Below are 13913 nucleotides of genomic sequence, written 5' to 3'. Positions count from 1 at the left end.
TCATTCAACCACTCATACAACCTGAATTAGAACTGGAAGCTCACACCCAAGGTGTAACGTGCCTCACCCTTAAATGCCCAAGCAGGATACTCAGCACGCAGCTCCTGTTTCACACCTGACGAGGCTGGAGAAATACCATATTGAATATCGTCCTCTTCGAGAACATTTGTAGCTTCAAATGTAAACGTCATAAAGTCTGTCGCATTCCATCCGAAACTCAGGTCAAGCGAACCGTAATCATCATGCATGCGATTACCGTAATAACCTGTCTCACGGACGATGTACTCTGAACGCCAGTTATACGCAGCGCGAGCAGAGTAGACATCGTTTTCCCAATACCCCACCAAGTTCAAACTGTCCTTCGAGGATTCAGTGAACAACCCTTGCTGGTCAGAGAACACTTCGCCAGGAGCATTGCCATTAGCATAAGTGTAGTTGATAACTGTACCAAAGCCGTTATCAAATGCATGGCTCCATTGCAGCTCGATACCTTCGATCTCACCACCACCAGCATTGACCTGATTGTTCACAGTCCAACTATCAAGACCGGAGTCAGGACTAACCAAACCAATTGACTGATTAAAGCTGGTATCGGAGACAACAAAATTATTGATGTCTTTAACAAAGTAGGTTGCGGACAACAAATTGCCATCACCATAATAGTATTCAAGACCTAAATCCGCCTGGCTTGACTTCATTGGTAGCAAGCCAATAGAACCTTTAGTCAGTGTTTCATTACCCGCAATTGTGTCTTCATAACCCGCTTGGCTGGAGGCGCTGAACATATCATTGTAATTAGCACGAGCAATTGTTTGCGCTGCTGCCATACGCAACACCAAACTATCCGTTAGATCAAACAATATATTCACACTCGGCAATACATCATCATAATCCGCCTTATCTGTTGTGATGGTAGTGCTGTAGTACAAGTTAGCATCAATATCACCATCCGCCAGCGGGGTACCATCAAGCTTATAAGAATCACTTTCTGCATCAGTATGGATATAGCGCAAACCGAAGTTACCGCGAATACCGTCCGCTTCGAACGTAAACATACCGTAAAGAGCGCTATTTTTTTCATTAATAGTACTGTAGCCCGAGCGGATTTCCGTCCATGACTCCAGCGTATCACGCGTTACAGCATACATTGCTCCCGGTTTTGGCACTGGGAAGCTGGCGCTATCACTAAAGCCGAGGTCCTCATTGCCGCCGTAATATTCGCTAGCAGGTAAGGTGGGAGCATCAGGATCTAATGCACCTTTGTAGTTAAATTTCTCTACATCGTGATCAGTGTAGCGAACGCCCGCCTTAAATGATTTTATCGCACCCAAATCCAAATCAAACTCTACGTCAAGTTGACCGTAAACTTCCTCATCCGAGTTTGGCCCTTTCCCAACCGCCCAACCTTCGGGTCTAGTGTTTGGCAAATCCTCAACGGTTGTAACGTGCTTTGGACCATCAATATTGATAGTTCGGCCGGAAGCGTCAATTGTGCCAGCCCAGTTAGCCAGAGGATAAAAGCCAAAGTTAGTCGTTAAATCAGTACCACCTTCAGCCTCTGTTGAACCTATAGCAGCACTTAACTTAAATCCATCAACCTCATAAGAAGCATCAATGGCGATTGTGTCTGATGTCATGGTACCGACACGCGCCCAGGTCTGACCAAAAGCGGGCACAGCTTGAGCTTCAGAAATAACACGTGTATCACACACACCGCTCACGTTGGTATTTGTACAATCGCCGCCAGCACCGAACAAATACACAGAACTTGATGTATTGTCACCAACCAGCTCTAACGACATGTAATTGATGCCGAACTGTAACTCATCCGTAGGCGCGAACTGAGCACCTAGGTTAACGGTCGTACGTTCACGTTGTTGAACAAAGCGCGACGGAACTGCAGCCGCACTCCAAGCCAAATCAGACTCATCACCCTGACGAACATATTCATCATCACTGTAGGATACTGCGGCTAATATACCGAACGACTCCGAGTCATTTTTCCAACTATACAAACCAGAGAAATTAGGCGCCGTTTCATCGCTGATTGTGCCTACACTCGCTTTGACACCCAAGAATGCGGTATTTGCATCCATATCCAGCGGTTTGCGTGTTTTTACAATCACAGTACCGCCAATTCCGCCTTCGTTAAGATCTGCCTGGGATGATTTATAAACATCAATACCAGCAATAGCTTCCGGCGGAAGCAACGAGTAATTGAATGAACGATCAATAGCAACCTGGTCGTACCATCCAGTTGAAGCTACGTTTTGCCCATTTAACTGGGTCAAGGTCATTTGTGGTGCACCACCACGAATGGATACAGATGCGCCTTGGCCGAAAGATCGTCCTACGGTAACACCAGGAATGCGGCTGAGAGACTCACCTAAATCTGAATCAGGGAATTTACCTACATCCTCAGCGGAAACTGCATCTACAACTGCAGTTGAGTTACGCTTGATATCCACGGCATTTTTCAATGCCCCCCGAATCCCCGTCACCACGATTTCATCAACCACTTCCTGCGCACTGGCAGCAACACCCGTCAACGCCAGGGTGGCAGCCGTACCGTATATCGCGGCGGACCTATTTACCGCTTTTATTGCATCTCTTAGTTTGATAGCCATGATTATCCCCTCTGATTCTTTTTTGATAAAGCCATTAGTCTTGACAACCCGCCAGCAATAATAACGGCGCACTGGACAACGTTGTCGTTCGACATTAAACCCGAGGGACAACGTTGTCAATAGCGGCGCCATGTCATGTTTTCAGCCGTTAAAAACCGCTTTTGCCTTAAAAATCAGAGGGATGAAGGTAAATTTGGCTAAAGATGGGATAAAGAAAAGAAAATATATGAAAAGTTTTTATTGAAATGACAGCGCTGTACCAGCAAGGCACCAACCAAAGTACCTTGCTGGCAGATCATTTATTCAGCCAATTTGGCCCGCAGGTTTTTCAAACTTTCCTGTAGGCGACGGGTGTTATCTGGCCCCATTCTCAACAATAGTTTGTGGGAGGCCGGGAGTTTCTCCAGCGCGGGATCGGCGTACTGATAAAACACTTTGGGACGCACCAACAGGATGTCCTGTTCCACCACCGGTGCGGCCAACAGATTATCAATAGCGCCTAGCATTACCGTGTGAAAGTTGCCTTTTTTCAACCCCATCTCACGATAAGCTTCTTCCAGCAATGGGTAGAACCGTTTGTACAAGGCAGCCAACGCGTCGGTCTCTATAGCAGCAAATGTCGCTACATATTTGTCATAGCGACGATAGTTCTCTTCCGACAAGGTGTATTGTTGCACCTGTTGTTCCTCCACCGTGCCATCACGCTCCACCTGAAACGGCGGCGCTGGCGAAACCAGTGGCCGGTACTCATGAACAACCTTGCCTTCTTCAACGGCGTTTACCGCCCGCACAAATTTGCGTATAGATTCTTCTGGCACAATCAGCGACGGTGCATCGGCGGCAAGTTTGCCGAACGCATCCAATACACTTTGATCGCTGTTACCCAGTTCAGGCAGGGGCTCTTCCTGGGGTTCTGGTTCAGGCGCTTCATAAACGGGGCGAGTCGGCTCCGGCTCAGGAACCTGTTCTGGTTCAGTCTGTACAAGCGGAGGGGGAAGTGACACATTTTTGTCTTCTTCTTTTGCTGGACGCCAATAAAAGAACACAATTGCCGCAACCACAACAGCAGCAACCAACACCAGAACTACCGTGGTGGTGATCGATTTGTTTTGCTCATTAGCCATACAGAAAATCCTTGCGCGATTGGATGAGATGCCCTTTGCCGAGATTAGGGAAGAATTCGGTCCGAGTCACTAGCAAAGGCGAAAAAACTTGCGCCGTCCTGCAATCCGGCGCAGAAGATAACCTTTCGCTAGGACTCTGTGCTGTGTCGCGGGTTCAGTGATCATCCACAAACATTCCGTCGCTCGCATACCAAACTTTACCTGGATCGCACCGCAAGCGGAGAGCATCAAATTGCTACCCCCGATCAAATCGAGTATTCTTTTTAGTAATTACTCTCATTTGCATAAAGATTCCCACTCTTATGAATACTGCCCTCAACCCTGCCGCCTCGCTCACCGAGTCACCCGCCTTACGTCTTGATCAATGCGCCAAGGGCGCAGAGGTACGCGTAGTAGAGCTGCTGGCTCAGCCCTTATTCGGCCAGCAAGACAACGGCGTATCCCTGCGACTCAAGGAGTTAGGTTTCTTGCCTGGTGCCAAGCTCAAAGTTATCGGGTTCGGTTTGCTGGGTAGCGACCCCTTGGCTGTTCAGGTCAACGGCACCAAGTTTGCCCTTCGTCGCGCTGAGGCCGCTAAAGTCAGTGTGGAATTGATCAATAGCGCGGAATCCCGTTAATGTCGACAAGTCTTCGTTTCGCCCTGGTGGGCAATCCCAATTGTGGTAAAACCTCTCTCTTCAATCGCTTGACCGGCGCACGCGCCAAGGTGGCGAATTATCCCGGTGTCACGGTTGAACGGCGCGTCGGCCAGTTGAGCGGGATGCAGCATCCTGCCGAGTTGTTGGATTTACCCGGTACTTATAGCCTGATCGTCACCTCACCGGATGAGCAAGTAGCTCGCGATGTCATCCTCGGGAAGATGATCGGCGAAGCGTTACCGGACGCCCTGATTGCAGTGGTGGACGCTACCAATTTGCGTTTGGGCTTACGCCTGGTGCTTGAGCTTAAAGAGCTTAACCGCCCACTAATCCTGGCGTTGAACCAGGTCGATGCAGCGCGCAAACGCGGCATTAGTATTGATGTGGCGGGTTTATCGCACGCCCTCGGTATTCCCATCGTCGAAACGGTCGCGGTCCATAACCATGGTGCCGATGCGTTGCGCAAGGCGCTGGCCGATTTTGCCGTCGATAAATCCCAGTCCGATGTGGTTCGCACCCCCAGCGAACACCAATCGGTAGAAGCGTCTTATCATCACATTGAAGCCTTGATGTCACAGTTTGTTGTGCAGCCGGACGCAGCGCCACGCTGGCAGGACCGCCTTGATGCCTTTGTTATGCATCCGGTCCTGGGGCTGGTTATCCTGTTCAGCATCCTGTTGGTGATCTTCCAGGCAGTCTTCGCCTGGGCGGGGCCGGTGATGGATTTGATTGATGCAGGCACCACCTTTCTTGCCGATGGCGCCGCCACGGTGCTGCCCGAAGGCGTGCTGCAGGATTTTATTGTTAACGGCCTGATCGCCGGTATGGGTGGGGTTATTATCTTCCTGCCACAAATCGTCATCCTGTTCTTCTTTATTCTTATCCTCGAAGACTCCGGTTATCTCACCCGCGCTGCGTTTTTGCTGGATCGCCCCATGCGCGGTATCGGTTTGTCCGGTCGCTCGTTTATTCCTTTATTGTCCAGCTTTGCCTGCGCGGTGCCGGGCATCATGGCTACCCGCACCATTCAGGACCCATTGGAGCGGATGATCGCCATTATGGTAGCGCCGCTGATGACCTGCTCTGCCCGTTTACCGGTTTACGCACTGATTATTGCGGCGTTTATCCCGGAGCAGACCGTGTGGGGGATCTTTAACTTACAAGGCTTGACCCTCTTTGCCTTGTATATGGCCGGGATCGTCAGCGCTTCCCTGGTTGCCTGGATCATGCGTCGCCGCCAGACCCGCGAGGAATATCCCCTGCTGCTGGAGTTGCCCAGCTACCGCTGGCCTATGGCTTATCATGTGTTGATCGGATTACGTGAACGCACCTGGATCTTCCTGCGCCGTGTGGGCACCATCATTCTAGCGCTGTCGATTCTCTTGTGGTTCCTCGCCAGCTATCCGGCCGCGCCGGAAGGCGCGACCCACGCCGCCATTGAGTACAGCTTTGCCGGTCGCCTGGGCATCTGGATGCAGCCGCTATTTGCCCCTTTGGGCTTCACCTGGGAGATGTGTATCGCCCTGATTCCCGCCATGGCAGCGCGCGAGGTCGCGGTCAGCGCCCTGGCAACGGTGTATGCGGTAGGTGGTGAGTCGGCGGATGCAGCTCTGGGCTACGCCATCGGCAACAGCTGGGGATTACCGGTCGCGCTCGCGTATCTGGCCTGGTTTGTCTATGCACCCCAGTGTATTGCTACCATCGCCGTGGTGCGTCGCGAAACCAACTCGCGCGCGGCAACAACCTTTTTTACCGTGTATTTGTTCGCACTGGCCTATTTTGCTGCATGGGCGACCTATCAAATCGCCATGCTCTGGTATTGATGTCACTGACGGAGGTAGCGTATGTGGCAGGAAATGATTGTCGGACTCTGCGTTATCGGCGCGCTGGTTTTTCTGGTGCGCCGCTGGTTACCCGTGGGTAAGAAAAAGCCCACGGGCTGCAGCAGCGGTTGCGGTGGATGCGCCAGCACGAACACTTGCCAGACACAGACAGACTCCACCCCAAACACCCACCATCAAGACCCGGGTAAGGTTAACCAGTAGCGCGGATTATCCAGCGGGGTTTCTTCGGGCAGGTCGGGATTATCCAGGGTGATAATACGCCGTGGAAATTTTTCCAGCTGCTCCAGCCCTGCTTTGGTCCGGGCATGCGAATAGAAAAATCTGTCGAATTCCCCGGTATCGATTAACCGTTCCAACCCCCGCTCAATTCGCTTTGCCAAGGCTTCATTCGACTTGGGAACAAAATAATAAATAGCCGTCGGGTAGACAATCATCAGCTTTTGCTCCACCACCACGTCCTTATCTTCCGGTCGCTGCGCCAGCTCAAACCAGGCCTCGGAAATACCGCGGGGAAAATAATCGAACCGTCCAGCCATCAGCATCTTGAATAACGAGTCGGTAGTGGATGCAGTAGTGACAGGTAAATCATTCAATTGCAGGATGCGTGTGTCCGGCCAATGCGCGCCTTGTCCGGCCAGCAACTCGCCCAATTGATCGCGGGTCGTAATCGGATCAAACCGTTTTTGATCCTGCTTGCGGATGATGAACACCCGTTTGCCGAACAACCCTTTGAACAATGGAATACGGATCGGACGCAGCAGTTTTTCCCGCTCTTTCGAGGTCATGGTCCAGATCACCGTGTCACTGGATTCATGTTGCAGCAGATAAATCCAGCGCGCCTGGGACAATTCATAAGGCGCAAAACGCAGTTCAATCTGTTCATCCGGTGCCTTGCTGGCATCAAGCGCCATCTTCAGCAATGTGACGAAATAATCGCTGGGCTGCTCCAGTGCTACGGCCTGAATATTGATCGATACAATCTTTTGTTCAGCCGCAAGTGGCAAACACCAGAGTAAGGCGATACATAACAGCAGTCGTTGCAGATTAATCAAAACCGTCACATCCCGGTGCTCAAAAAGCACGCAATTTGTCAGCTATCTAACAACTCTAGCCCATGGCGCTCCGTTTGCTCAAGAATCTCCTTGAAATGCCCAGGTCACTCACCTACCGTATAGGCCAACCCTACCCACCCGAGGCACAGCCATGCAGGAAAAAATCAAACAAGAAAAACTGGAGATGCGCACCTTTATACTGTTCCTACTACTGGTGTCGATTGGTTTCCTGTGGTTACTGCGCCCTTTTTTCGGCCCCATTTTCTGGGCCTGTGCCATCGCGGTAATTTTCTATCCTGTGCAGCAAAAATTATTGCGGCGGTTCAATGGCCGTCGCAACTTGACCGCTCTATTAACTTTGTTGCTATGCGTGATAATCGTGGTCTTGCCGATGATCTTCATTGTCACCTCCGCCGTGAACGAAGGGACAGCTATCTATCAAAAAATTGAAGATGGTGAAATTAAACCAGCGCAATATATTGAACGTTTTCGCGAGGCGTTTCCGACCGCTGAACAGTCGTTGGAACGCATCGGTGTCGACCTGAATAAGCTCAAGGAAACCGCCACCGACGCCGCCATGAGCAGCGGTAAAATTCTCGCCCGACAAACACTAAACATCGGGCAGAACGCGTTCAGTTTTATATTGAATCTCTGCCTGATGCTTTACCTCACTTTCTTTATGCTGCGCGATGGCAACAAATTAATTGAATTGCTGGTCCGCGCGCTCCCTTTGGGCGATGCGCGTGAACGCCTGCTATTTAAGAAGTTTGCCGAAGTCACTCGCGCCACCATCAAAGGCAATCTGGTCGTCGCTATTGTGCAGGGCGCGCTGGGTGGATTGATCTTTTGGATATTGGGTATTCCAGGGGCGTTGTTGTGGGCCATCTTTATGGCGATTGCCTCCTTGATTCCCGCCGTTGGTCCGGCGCTGATCTGGCTACCGGTAGCGCTCTATCTGTTTGCCACAGGCGAGACTGTCGACGGGGTGATTCTTGTTGCTTTTGGAGCGGGTGTTATCGGCTTGGTCGATAACGTCCTGCGCCCTATCCTGGTCGGGCGGGATACCAAGATGCCGGACTATATTGTGTTGCTGTCCACCTTGGGCGGACTGGCCTTGTTCGGTATTAATGGCTTTGTCGTGGGGCCTCTGGTCGCGGCCTTGTTTATGGCCTTTTGGGGCATTTTTATCCGCGAAGTCAACACGCAGGATGAAACAACCGCCGAACCCGACATCACTCAGCCATGAGCGACGGCAAAGCGCGGCGGGATTTCATGATAGACTGCCGGCCCTTTTTTATCCTCACGTGAGAAATGACTTATGTCAGAGCAATACACCACCGTTGAACAACGTGTTAGCTACGGTGTTGGTCGTCAAATGGGTGACCAGCTAGCCGCCAATCCCTTTGAAGGTGTCGACGCGGCTGCCGTTGCAGCGGGCGTAATCGATGCCCTGCAAGGCAAAGCCAGCGCGGTAGCCCACGCCGACCTTGAGGCCGCCTTCAAGGAAATCAGTCAGCGCATGCAAGCCAGGCAGGCTGAACAAGGTAAAGCCAAGGCCTCTGAAGGTGAAACGTTCCTCGCTGAAAACGCTAAAAAGCCGGGCGTGACGGTTACCGCTTCTGGCTTGCAATATGAAGTTGTCACACAAGGCAACGGCGAAAAACCATCCGCCACCTCCCGTGTAAAAACCCATTACCATGGCACCTTGATTGACGGTACCGTATTCGACTCCTCTTACAACCGTGGTCAACCGATCGACTTCGCCGTTAACGGTGTCATCGCCGGCTGGACCGAAGCCCTGCAATTGATGCCCGTCGGATCAAAGTGGCGTTTATACATCCCTTACCAACTGGCTTACGGCGAGCGTGGTGCAGGCTCCAGCATCGCACCGTATTCCGCGTTGATCTTTGATGTGGAGTTATTGGAAATCCTTGGTTAATACCATGTCCTGACACACTGCGCGCGCCTCATCGCAGATGAGGGTGCGTGCAGTAGTATTTTCTGCGTTTAGCGTTATTTCCCGGATTGATTATGTGGTTTAAAAATCTGCGTCTCTATCGCCTCACTGAACAATGGACACTCTCGCCCGAAGAACTGAACGAACGTCTGGGTGAACACAGTTTTAACCCCTGCGGCAATCTCGACATGATGCGTTATGGCTGGGTACCGCCATTAGGCAGGCACGGGAGCGAATTTGTTCATGCTGCCAACGGTTACATCATGATCTGCGCAAAAAAGCAGGAAAAAATTCTGCCTGCCGCTGTCGTGAATGAACAGGTAGAAGAAAAAGCAATTGCCATCAGCGAAGCTGAATCACGCAATGTCGGGCGCAAGGAACGACAAACATTAAAAGATGAAATTATCTTTTCACTGCTGCCCAAAGCCTTTACCAAATCCTCGCTGGATTTTGCTTACATTGCGGTACAGGAAGGGCTTATCGTTGTAAATGCCTCTTCCGCCAAACGCGCCGAAGATTTATTGAGTGCATTGCGTGAAGCATTGGGTAGTTTGCGGGCAATCCCCATTACGCCAAAAAACATTCCGACTCAAGTGATGACCCATTGGCTGCGCGACGCACAGCTGCCACCGGAGTTTGAGCTACGAGAAGAATGTGAACTACAAGCCGGTAAAGATGGCCGTGTTATCCGCTGTAAAAATCAGGATTTGTATGCCGATGAAATACGCAGCCATTTGAATAGCGGCATGTTTGTGAACAAAGTAGCCATCACCTGGAAAGAAGCCATTCACTGTGTTATCGACGACCAACTGGCTATCAAACGCCTGAAGTTCGAAGACAAGATTCAGGAACAAGCCAACGACCGCAACCCGGAAAGCAAAGCCGAGCAATTTGACGCTGACTTTGCCATCATGACGCTGGAATTAAAGACGTTTATCAAAGCTCTCCTAAAAGCCTTCGGTGGCGAAGATGATTCATATCAGGATGAATAACCAGCAAGGTCGCGCGTAAAAGCGCGACCTGGTTTCGCGGAAGCCGTTCTAAAACCCGCACGGATTCATCAAGCTGCAATAAACCTGCCCCATACTCCCGCCCACGAACAAGACCACCCTGCTTTATCCAAATCGCAACATTTGTTGCGTCACAGCTTTCAGTATGAAAAATGATGTAATGTCTATATCAGATTCGGAAAACCAATCTACCCCTGACGCCATATCGCACAATCAAATGAGCAGACGGGCGAATATTACTCTGCGACAAGCTCGCATGCTGATTGAAGAGCTGGAGGAAGCCATAAAAACCAGCAATACCTTAGTGCATGCATTACTTGATGGGAGCGCAAATGACAAAAAAATTGGTAAGTTCATTCTAAAAACAGCCAAACAAACCGATGCTTTGCTTGACCATCAAACCTGTAAAGAACTGTATGCGTTATTGGAAAGCAGCACCGATGAAAATGATCAATCAGATTGAGTAACTTGCTGAAAAGTCAGATCAAACTTCTGTAGATATTGTTTCAGCCGGTGAGAGTCATTAATACTGGTCTTCTTATTGCGACTCACATTAAATAACTTACGACCAGCATCCGCCATAGAACGGCTTTGCTGACAGATACGAATAACTTCTGATAAATGTAAGCGATCAAACATATCCAATTCTTCCAGCGCTGCTGATGACAAAAGCAATTCCAAGTGTTCACTCTTTTCTTCATCAAACCCACCAAAGCCCTTCCATGCCTGACGCAGGCGCTGGATTTCAGCTGATACAACATCCTCGGTGATCCTCCCACCTACAGCCAGAGTAGCCATGCGCGTGATGCTAGAGTTGAGATCACGAAAATTAGCTCGCCATAGCGCATCCACCGAATAGGCAAATGTCAGGTACATGGTTCTTGCGCCCTTATTAAAATTCACCATGTATCCTGCCTTGCGGGTAAAGTTTTGCAGCTCATGTTCGATGTTGGGCTCAAGATCTTCGATCCGCTCCCGCAGGGAGGGCAGCTCGTAAGTCCATAAATTAATGCGGGCCAGCAAGTCTTCACGGAATAATCCTTGTCGCACCAACTCAAACAAATTGCGATGCGTACCGGCAATTAGTTGGAAATTACTACTGACAAGCTGGTCCCCACCGAATGGCATAAATGTTTTATCTTCGATCGCGCGTAACAACATCGCCTGCTCATCCAACCCAAGCTCACCAATCTCATCCAGAAATAACAACCCTTGATGCGCCTCGCGCAGCAGACCGGTCCGTGCGGATTGCGCTCCCGTAAAAGCACCTTTAACGTGTCCGAATAACGCTGACATCGCGTTATCACCGCGCAAGGTCGCACAATTCACTTCAACCAGGTTACCTGTCAATTGCCCACGCTGACGCTTCAACTCGTAGATACGTTTTGCCAATTGCGATTTGCCAACACCGGTTGCACCGATCAACAAAATAGGTGCAGAAGATTTGATTGATATGCGCTCCAATTGCAAGATCAATTCATTAAACGCACGACTGCGCGTATGGATACCGCTTTTTAAATAAGTAACGGCATCCTCGGTTTCCTTGGCAAAACGGGAGGCAATCTGATCGTAGCGCGACAAGTCCAGATCGATAATATGGTAGGTGCCCTTGGTGCCCGCCTCACGACCAGGCGATGCTTGTAGTAACTTGCCGGGGAGGTAGTGCGCTTCGGTTAATAAGTACAAACAGATCTGCGCAACATGAGTACCCGTCGTGATATGAACGTAATAATTATTTTGTTCCACATCAAAATGCTGACTACGCGCGAAGTCATGTAACTGGCTGTAGACTTGCTCAAAATCCCACGGGTCGGAGCAGCTCCAGGGATACAACGTAACCTTGGTGTTGGGCGAGATGTCAGCCATATCACGGATCGTTAAATTTGCCAGAACCTCGTCTTCCGTCAAGTAGATAAGGATGTATTCATCGATTGGCAACTCGGAGTGCATAAGCACCGCAATACTGGGCCGCCAGCGATCCCAGCGACCTCTTCCCAGCCCGCCATGGTCCAGACGCGAGCCCAGAATTCCCACCACCACATTATTCATTTCGATACTCTCTTATCAAATTCGATAATTTTTTAAACCCAGCACATCCTAGGGCGACCGCCACAATACCGCAAGAATTTTTATTTATTATTTAAAATCAATAGCTTGGAATTTGTTAGCGGCCCGGTGAGCCAAGTTGGCAACTCCCTTGCTATATACCTCCCACAAAACAACGATCAAGTGCTACAGGGAAAATACGATGGATACCTCTTACGACGTTTTACATACTCCAGGCCAGGCACCGATTAAATCCTGGACCCGCAGCGTGCCCTTCGATGAAAACGCCAAAGCGCAACTGAGCAACATGGCCCAGATGCCGTTCATCCATAAATGGATTGCCGTGATGCCCGATGTGCATGTGGGCAAAGGGGCAACAATCGGTAGCGTCATTCCGACTATTGGCGCGGTGATTCCTGCCGCCGTGGGGGTAGACCTGGGCTGCGGGATGATGGCCGCCAAGACCACCCTGACGGCCACCCAATTGCCCGATTCGCTCGCTGCGTTGCGCAGCCTGATTGAAAAGCGTGTACCCCACGGTCGCGCCAAACAATTGCGCAGCACGCGTGACCCTGGCAGCTGGGCAAATGTCCCCGACGACGTGGCCAACGCCTGGCAACCGCTGCACGAAGGATTCAACCAGCTATGCGAGAAGCATCCGTTTTTGAAGAACACCAACAACATTCATCATTTGGGAACGCTAGGAACGGGCAACCACTTTATTGAAATTTGCCTCGACGAAGCGGATGCCGTGTGGGTGATGCTGCATAGCGGATCACGTGGCGTGGGCAACCGGATTGGTACCCATTTTATTGAACAGGCAAAAAAAGATATGGAGCGTTGGTTCATTCAATTGCCAGATAAGGATTTGGCCTATTTGCCGGAAGGTAGCGATCACTTTCATCATTATGTCAGCGCCGTTGCATGGGCTCAGGATTTTGCGCGCATCAATCGCGAAGTGATGATGGCACGTACGCTACAAGCCATGCGCGAAGTTATTGATATTCCGTTTGAATCGCACGTGGAAGCAGTGAACTGCCACCACAACTACATCAGCCGTGAACACCATTATGGCAAAGATGTATGGGTTACCCGCAAAGGCGCTGTAAGCGCGCGCAAAGGCGAGATAGGCATTATTCCGGGGAGCATGGGCGCACGTTCTTTTATCGTGCGAGGACTGGGCAACGAAGACAGTTTTTGCAGCTGTAGCCACGGAGCAGGACGCGTGATGTCACGTACCGAAGCAAAGCGTCGCGTATCGATGGACGAACATTTATCAGCGACAGCGGGAGTGGAATGTCGTAAAGATGAAGATGTGATCGATGAAACACCGTCAGCTTACAAGCCGATTGAAAAAGTCATGGATGCACAATCCGATCTGGTTGAGATTGTGCACACATTAAAGCAGGTACTGTGCGTGAAAGGCTAACGCGCAGCCTGTTATGAAATGTATTTATAACGGAATTTATTCACCACTAATTTCCGTTTAAAAGAATTTGGTGCGGCGTGATGACTAACCTCATCACACCACTGTTTGGACGCAGCGGAGCAGACTCATATCATCTGCCTGACACACCCGCCATTGGTCGACGTGTGTATCGCGGTCAAACAGAAC

12 protein-coding genes are annotated in these 13913 nt (G+C 50.4%); 8 read left to right on the top strand and 4 right to left on the bottom strand.

The genetic code is table 11. The features are described from left to right. Positions 1 to 26: 26 nt before the first annotated feature. Together CBR65_RS17805 and CBR65_RS17800 are read right to left on the bottom strand one after the other, a co-directional pair. Positions 27 to 2627 carry a TonB-dependent receptor gene (locus CBR65_RS17805; RefSeq protein ID WP_198300785.1) on the bottom strand — a complete coding sequence of 867 codons (2601 nt, stop codon included), beginning with the start codon at positions 2625 to 2627 and terminating at the stop codon, positions 27 to 29. A 299-nt stretch (positions 2628 to 2926) separates the two neighbouring features. Beyond that, positions 2927 to 3751: a DUF3014 domain-containing protein gene (locus CBR65_RS17800; protein ID WP_087468100.1), complete on the bottom strand. Its 825-nt coding sequence runs from the start codon at positions 3749 to 3751 to the stop codon at positions 2927 to 2929. 302 nt (positions 3752 to 4053) lie between these two features. On the opposite strand from CBR65_RS17800, the gene CBR65_RS17795 reads away from it, so the two are divergent. Genes CBR65_RS17795 through CBR65_RS22750 form a run of 3 tightly spaced genes read left to right on the top strand, consistent with a single transcriptional unit; the run spans position 4054 to position 6434 of the window. Beyond that, the gene (locus tag CBR65_RS17795) at positions 4054 to 4368 is read left to right on the top strand and encodes a FeoA family protein (protein WP_087468099.1); all 315 of its coding nucleotides are present in this window, start codon (positions 4054 to 4056) and stop codon (positions 4366 to 4368) included. Beyond that, a complete protein-coding gene (locus CBR65_RS17790) occupies positions 4368 to 6212 on the top strand; it encodes a ferrous iron transporter B (protein ID WP_087468098.1) in 1845 nt (614 codons plus the stop codon). Before CBR65_RS17795 ends, CBR65_RS17790 begins: the two co-directional genes overlap by 1 nt. A gap of 21 nt (positions 6213 to 6233) precedes the next feature. Continuing rightward, positions 6234 to 6434, top strand: coding sequence for a FeoB-associated Cys-rich membrane protein (locus CBR65_RS22750; protein WP_087468097.1), 201 nt, complete (start codon positions 6234 to 6236; stop codon positions 6432 to 6434). On the opposite strand, the gene CBR65_RS17780 is transcribed toward CBR65_RS22750, so the two are convergent. After that, a complete protein-coding gene (locus tag CBR65_RS17780) occupies positions 6407 to 7294 on the bottom strand; it encodes an ABC transporter substrate-binding protein (RefSeq protein WP_157672139.1) in 888 nt (295 codons plus the stop codon). The two genes, CBR65_RS22750 and CBR65_RS17780, sit on opposite strands and share 28 nt — an antisense overlap. A 142-nt stretch (positions 7295 to 7436) precedes the next feature. Between CBR65_RS17780 and CBR65_RS17775 the strand changes: the two genes are divergently transcribed. From CBR65_RS17775 to CBR65_RS17760, 4 genes are all read left to right on the top strand, one after another. Continuing rightward, on the top strand, positions 7437 to 8531 hold the full coding sequence (locus CBR65_RS17775; RefSeq protein WP_087468095.1) for an AI-2E family transporter: 1095 nt from the start codon (positions 7437 to 7439) through the stop codon (positions 8529 to 8531). 72 nt (positions 8532 to 8603) lie between these two features. Further along, positions 8604 to 9224 (top strand): FKBP-type peptidyl-prolyl cis-trans isomerase, encoded by a 621-nt coding sequence (locus CBR65_RS17770; protein WP_087468094.1) that lies wholly within the window; start codon positions 8604 to 8606, stop codon positions 9222 to 9224. Positions 9225 to 9316: 92 nt separating this feature from the next. Continuing rightward, positions 9317 to 10234: a recombination-associated protein RdgC gene (gene rdgC / locus CBR65_RS17765; protein WP_087468093.1), complete on the top strand. Its 918-nt coding sequence runs from the start codon at positions 9317 to 9319 to the stop codon at positions 10232 to 10234. A gap of 163 nt (positions 10235 to 10397) precedes the next feature. Further along, positions 10398 to 10715: a hypothetical protein gene (locus CBR65_RS17760; RefSeq protein ID WP_157672138.1), complete on the top strand. Its 318-nt coding sequence runs from the start codon at positions 10398 to 10400 to the stop codon at positions 10713 to 10715. Here the strand turns inward: CBR65_RS17760 and rtcR are convergent. Beyond that, positions 10703 to 12301 carry an RNA repair transcriptional activator RtcR gene (gene rtcR / locus CBR65_RS17755; RefSeq protein ID WP_087468091.1) on the bottom strand — a complete coding sequence of 533 codons (1599 nt, stop codon included), beginning with the start codon at positions 12299 to 12301 and terminating at the stop codon, positions 10703 to 10705. The genes CBR65_RS17760 and rtcR overlap by 13 nt on opposite strands. Positions 12302 to 12500: 199 nt before the next feature. Here rtcR and CBR65_RS17750 point away from each other — a divergent pair, with 199 nt between their 5' ends. Next, positions 12501 to 13727, top strand: coding sequence for an RtcB family protein (locus tag CBR65_RS17750; RefSeq protein WP_087468090.1), 1227 nt, complete (start codon positions 12501 to 12503; stop codon positions 13725 to 13727). Positions 13728 to 13913: the final 186 nt, after the last annotated feature.

Source organism: Cellvibrio sp. PSBB006 (assembly GCF_002162135.1).
Classification (GTDB): Bacteria; Pseudomonadota; Gammaproteobacteria; order Pseudomonadales; family Cellvibrionaceae; genus Cellvibrio.
The sequence above is the reverse complement of the archived record's forward strand: the minus strand, read 5'-3'. Positions and strand labels throughout refer to the sequence as shown.

What these genes read in the sequence shown, in the direction of transcription:
- CBR65_RS17795 (WP_087468099.1), top strand. Translation starts at nt 4,054, where the DNA reads ATGAATACTGCCCTCAACCCTGCCGCCTCGCTCACCGAGTCACCCGCC.
- CBR65_RS17775 (WP_087468095.1), top strand. Translation starts at nt 7,437, where the DNA reads ATGCAGGAAAAAATCAAACAAGAAAAACTGGAGATGCGCACCTTTATA.
- CBR65_RS17750 (WP_087468090.1), top strand. Translation starts at nt 12,501, where the DNA reads ATGGATACCTCTTACGACGTTTTACATACTCCAGGCCAGGCACCGATT.
- CBR65_RS17790 (WP_087468098.1), top strand. Translation starts at nt 4,368, where the DNA reads ATGTCGACAAGTCTTCGTTTCGCCCTGGTGGGCAATCCCAATTGTGGT.
- CBR65_RS17760 (WP_157672138.1), top strand. Translation starts at nt 10,398, where the DNA reads ATGAAAAATGATGTAATGTCTATATCAGATTCGGAAAACCAATCTACC.
- rdgC (WP_087468093.1), top strand. Translation starts at nt 9,317, where the DNA reads ATGTGGTTTAAAAATCTGCGTCTCTATCGCCTCACTGAACAATGGACA.
- CBR65_RS17800 (WP_087468100.1), bottom strand. Translation starts at nt 3,751, where the DNA reads ATGGCTAATGAGCAAAACAAATCGATCACCACCACGGTAGTTCTGGTG.
- CBR65_RS22750 (WP_087468097.1), top strand. Translation starts at nt 6,234, where the DNA reads ATGTGGCAGGAAATGATTGTCGGACTCTGCGTTATCGGCGCGCTGGTT.
- CBR65_RS17805 (WP_198300785.1), bottom strand. Translation starts at nt 2,627, where the DNA reads ATGGCTATCAAACTAAGAGATGCAATAAAAGCGGTAAATAGGTCCGCC.
- rtcR (WP_087468091.1), bottom strand. Translation starts at nt 12,301, where the DNA reads ATGAATAATGTGGTGGTGGGAATTCTGGGCTCGCGTCTGGACCATGGC.
- CBR65_RS17770 (WP_087468094.1), top strand. Translation starts at nt 8,604, where the DNA reads ATGTCAGAGCAATACACCACCGTTGAACAACGTGTTAGCTACGGTGTT.